A 4,684-nucleotide genomic window follows, 5' to 3' on the forward strand; every position below is an offset into this window, starting at 1 on the left:
TTGATTCGGTCATGCTGCTTTCCTGATTGATGTTTTGAAACAATCTACCAAACTTAGTGCTTATTTAGCCACTGCATAACAAAGCGACTTATTACCACGAGTACGAATAAGGTCCAGACGGTCATCGCTCCCATTGGTACATCAAACAATAATGCCAATATCAGACCGAAGAAATAGCCCAAAAAGCCAATACCATAACCAAGCAAGAGCTTATGATGGGGTTTCTCAAAACCGCGGCTGGCGAGGGCTGGCAAAATTAAACTGGCAAAGACCAGATATACCCCGACTAATTGCACAGAGGCCGTGACGGTGAATGAAAAGACAATATAAAAAAGCCAGTTACGCTGTGCTCGCATGGTGAACCAGACAATTAACAAGGCAGCATAAAGCAGAGCGACCCATATCAATTGAGACGATGTCACCCATAAAATCTGTCCCACTAATAGATCGTGAAGTAACTCATCACTATGTGGTGCATGACTAACCAGTAATATTCCACCACTGGCCGCCAGAATAAATAATAAGCCGATCAAGGCTTCTACAATATGAGGATACCGTTTCTCTAACCACAGCACCAAAACAGAGGCGGTGAGAGCGCTACCTGCAGCACTGATTTGTAACCAGGGCCCGTGCATATCGCCGATAAAAATGGTGGCGGCCATCACTCCCAGTGCGGCCATTTGGGCAATAGCAAGATCGATGAAGATAATGCCACGTTTCAGTACTTCTTGCCCCAACGGCACATGTGTTGTCAGAACTAACATGCCTGCCACGAGGGCAGGCAATATTAGCGACCAATCAAGATTGATCAGGTTCATTTAGCACCATCTAGAAGTAAATCGATGGTGTTGTCGTACAGTTCAAATAAATTTGTACTTTGTTCATTACCGCCAACAGTGAAAGGCAGTACCACTTTCGTGATACCGGTTTTATCTACTAACCAGTCGGTCGCTCTTGATGATTGATAGGCTGAGACAATCACCATTTTTGCTGGTGTTTGCTTCAGCTTTTCAACTACTGACTGCAACTGATTTACAGTCGGTGGTACAGCAGGTTTAGCTTCCAATACAGCTACTTCATTTAACCCTAACCAGTTCACTAGATAAATCCAGTTTTTATGTTGAACAGCAATAGGCACACCTTTGAGGGGAGCTGCTTTTTGCTGCCACTGGTTCATCGCCGCTTGCCAGCGTTGTTCAAAATCCTGCCAGCGCTGTTCATAGTTATTAGCATTTTCAGGATCACGTTTCTTGAGACGTTGAGTCAACGCTTTAGCAACGTTGATGATGTTCTCAGGACTTGTCTGAATATGCGGATTACCAGACGCGTGAACATCACCTTGGCTACGATCAACCATGACGGGTTTATCCAGTAAACGAATATAATCAGAAGCCATAAAGTAACCTTCAGCACCTCTTTGGATATTAGGATTACCCGCTTTGCGTTGTAGTAATGGCAACCAGCCTGTTTCTAACTCAGCGCCTGTACATACCAATAAATCAGTCTGGCGTGCTTTAGCAATCAAACTTGGACGTGCCTGAATATAGTGCGGATCCTGTAAACCTCTGGTTGCACTGAAAACAGACACATCGTCACCACCTAACTCTTTAGTTAAAGAGGCCCATTCCGGCTCACAGGCAAACACTGAAAGTTGCGCCCATACTGGCGAGCTCATTACAAATAAAAAAGTAAAAATAAACGCTTTCATGTAGAACTCCTAGTATTGATGCGCGCCATGAGCGCCAAGGCTGACGGTATATTGCAGTATCATCTGCCAATCATCATCGTCGTATGATTGATCGTGATTAATTTGTGCACGAATACGACTGAATTCACTTGGGAGGTATTCCACCATTGCACTGCTACGTTGAGGATGGTTTCTACCACCTTCTAGACCCGCATCCGCTAGCAATTCTTCATCCGACGCACGGTGCTTGCTACCTAACCAGTCATAACGCAGGCCGGAGCGCCATTGCGGATTAAATTGATAAATACCTTCTACATAGCCGCCATATTGTTTGCCATCGTAACGAGCAAACTCGTCACTGCCATGACTGATATCGCCATCATCATGCAGATACATAAACTCACCGATCAAGGTCAGGTTTTCCTGACGGAAATTACCATTCGGTGCCCATTTGTATACCAATGATAAATTGGTGATATCAGTGTCACCATTGAACACGGCTGAACTTTCTTCTTCGTCATCATGACCATGATGGTGTCCACCATCATAAGAACGATCATCAGGGCTTGCACGCCAGTGAGATATACCGGCCTGCCAGCTGCTTTCTATACCAATATCACCACCTGTTTTCGCATAGACCAGCCAGTCACCGATGCCACTGTGTTCACCACTGCCAGGATAGCTATCACCATTACCAACGCTGGTACCGACTTCAAACATGTAGTCTGTTGGTAACAGATAAGATAGCTTCACACCATCAGTTGAAAGTTGGTTGCCAAATAAGCCACGATAAATCAAAGGCGCGTCAGCAAAATTCCAGGCATGTACGTGACGTTCATTTAAGTAGCCAATAGGGGTAAAATAGCGACCAGCACGAATGGTCATGCCATTGCCTAAACCCAGAGTTTCAATAAATGCTTCTTCTATTTCCAGCTCTGTTTCACCTTCATGCTCATGTACAGCCAAAGTCGCCTGACCATAAAAGAGTTGATCGATGTTTGAGCTGACGGTTAATTCACTTTCTCCAAGAGAGAAGCCTTCTTCCACTAAACCGCCCTCGCCTTGGACATTAAACCCGTCCAGAGAGTAATCCTCAGCATTGTTCTGGTACTGGCTGAACGTACCGTTTAATACCATACTGATAGCTGGATTAAAGGTATTGCTGTTATTAGGTGAAGCAACAGGAGCTGGCGCTTCAGGAATCATTGCGACTTCATTGGCAACAGTCTGTGTATTCGCTTCTGCTTCAGATAGTCGTTCTTCCAGTTTTTGGATACGTTGCTCATAATCAGCACGCATTTTTGCGATTTCTTGTTTAAGATCATCAATATCGCCAGCAAATGCAGGTGATACCGGGCTCAGTGCAGCTGTCATCAGCAACACAAGCAATTTTTTGCTTTTCATAAACTTTCCTCATAGCCATAAGCTACAGCTACAGATTAGTCGTTCGCGGATCGGGAGCATGATTAAAATAGAGAGATCAGGTAAGGCTATGAAAAAAATGGTGGGGCGCGGATAAGATAAGATTGGCGCTGCGCGAACGGCAGTGTTATTACAGGAGAGTCCACCTCAAGACTGAGTGTGGCTCGAGACTGATGAAGGCTAACTTCAGTAGCTACGTCAGCAAGCGGGAAATGACTGATGGCATTTAGGCGCTCACATTGCGCTTCTGCATGATGAAATGCGTGTTCAGCATCATGCCAGACAGCAAACGACTGTAACAGCAGCACAATGGCTGCTATCACATAGAGGTAGTGTCGTTTTTGATGTGCGTGAATCAACGGCATTGCCTAATCAACAAGGAGATAACTGAGCAGTCTTTCATAAATGTCTGATAGGGTGTCAAGATCAGCTGTAGCAACACATTCATCTATTTGATGAATCGTTGCATTCAACGGTCCGAGTTCTATCACCTGTGTGCCAGTGGGCGCAATAAAGCGTCCATCTGATGTACCGCCAGAAGTCGAGAGTGTTGTCTGGTAGCCTGTCACATCAGAAATAGCCTGTTGAACAGCTTCCAACAATTGACCGCTTGCGGTACGAAATGGCTGGCCTGAAAGCTCCCAGTTCAACTCATACTTCAATGCATGTTTGTCTAATATGGCATGGACACGCTGTTTTAACTCTTCGTGTGTGACTTCTGTTGAGTAGCGGAAATTAAATACAACCTCAGCCGTGCCTGGGATGACATTGGTGGCACCTGTGCCAGAGTTGATATTGGACACTTGAAAGCTGGTTGGCGGAAAGTCTTCATTGCCCTGGTCCCACTCAATGCTGCACAATTCGGTCAGTGCAGGGCTGAGAAGATGGATAGGGTTTTCTGCAAGATGCGGATAAGCAATATGACCTTGCTTACCTTTAATACTCAGGCGGCCATTTAAAGAGCCACGACGACCGTTTTTGACAATATCGCCGACTTTATCCGTACTTGAAGGCTCACCTACCAGACACCAGTCAATATGTTCCCCACGGCTTTGTAAGGTTTCAACCACTTTCACCGTGCCGTTTACTGCTGGGCCTTCTTCATCGCTGGTAATCAGAAAAGCGATACTGCCCTGATGATCTGGATGTTTTTTGACAAAGCGCTCACAGGCTGTGATAAAGGCAGCAATACTGCCTTTCATATCAGCCGTACCACGTCCATACATCATGCCATCGACGATATTAGCTTCGAAGGGAGGATGACTCCAGCGCTCGACAGGGCCTGTTGGCACAACGTCAGTATGCCCAGCAAACGCCAGAACAGGACCTTTATTTCCTCGGCGAAGCCAGAGGTTATCCACGTCGTCGAAACACATGTGTTCAGCATGGAAACCATAAGGTGCCAGCCGATCCGCTATCATGATCTGGCAGCCTTTGTCTTCGGGAGTGACACTGTCACGACGAATTAATTCTTGGGTCAGTTGTATGGTTTCAGACATGAACGTTTCTTGTGTTTGAGGTTATAAACGAATACCGATGGTGAATGACAAACTGGCACCACCTAACATAATGACC

Annotated in this window: 5 protein-coding genes; all 5 read right to left on the minus strand. The window is 45.7% G+C overall.

Features of this window, described 5'->3' with window-relative positions; genetic code table 11:
* Positions 1–53: 53 nt before the first annotated feature.
* A complete protein-coding gene (locus tag B4K20_RS15065; RefSeq protein ID WP_289243967.1) occupies positions 54–818 on the minus strand; it encodes a metal ABC transporter permease in 765 nt (254 codons plus the stop codon).
* Positions 815–1,708 (minus strand): metal ABC transporter substrate-binding protein, encoded by an 894-nt coding sequence (locus B4K20_RS15070; RefSeq protein ID WP_289283538.1) that lies wholly within the window; start codon positions 1,706–1,708, stop codon positions 815–817. The genes B4K20_RS15065 and B4K20_RS15070 overlap by 4 nt, the downstream gene beginning before the upstream one ends.
* Before the next feature lie 9 nt (positions 1,709–1,717).
* Positions 1,718–3,091, minus strand: a complete 1,374-nt coding sequence (locus tag B4K20_RS15075) for an outer membrane beta-barrel protein (protein WP_289283539.1) — start codon at positions 3,089–3,091, stop codon at positions 1,718–1,720.
* Between the two features lie 86 nt (positions 3,092–3,177).
* Positions 3,178–3,468: a hypothetical protein gene (locus tag B4K20_RS15080; RefSeq protein ID WP_289283540.1), complete on the minus strand. Its 291-nt coding sequence runs from the start codon at positions 3,466–3,468 to the stop codon at positions 3,178–3,180.
* Between the two features lie 9 nt (positions 3,469–3,477).
* Positions 3,478–4,608: a succinyl-diaminopimelate desuccinylase gene (gene dapE / locus B4K20_RS15085; protein ID WP_289283541.1), complete on the minus strand. Its 1,131-nt coding sequence runs from the start codon at positions 4,606–4,608 to the stop codon at positions 3,478–3,480.
* Between the last annotated feature and the right edge of the window lie 76 nt (positions 4,609–4,684).

This window comes from Methylophaga sp. UBA5088 (genome assembly GCF_002414625.1).
Classification (GTDB): domain Bacteria; phylum Pseudomonadota; class Gammaproteobacteria; order Nitrosococcales; family Methylophagaceae; genus Methylophaga; species Methylophaga marina.

What these genes read in the sequence shown, in the direction of transcription:
- B4K20_RS15065 (WP_289243967.1), bottom strand. Translation starts at nt 818, where the DNA reads ATGAACCTGATCAATCTTGATTGGTCGCTAATATTGCCTGCCCTCGTG.
- B4K20_RS15075 (WP_289283539.1), bottom strand. Translation starts at nt 3,091, where the DNA reads ATGAAAAGCAAAAAATTGCTTGTGTTGCTGATGACAGCTGCACTGAGC.
- dapE (WP_289283541.1), bottom strand. Translation starts at nt 4,608, where the DNA reads ATGTCTGAAACCATACAACTGACCCAAGAATTAATTCGTCGTGACAGT.
- B4K20_RS15070 (WP_289283538.1), bottom strand. Translation starts at nt 1,708, where the DNA reads ATGAAAGCGTTTATTTTTACTTTTTTATTTGTAATGAGCTCGCCAGTA.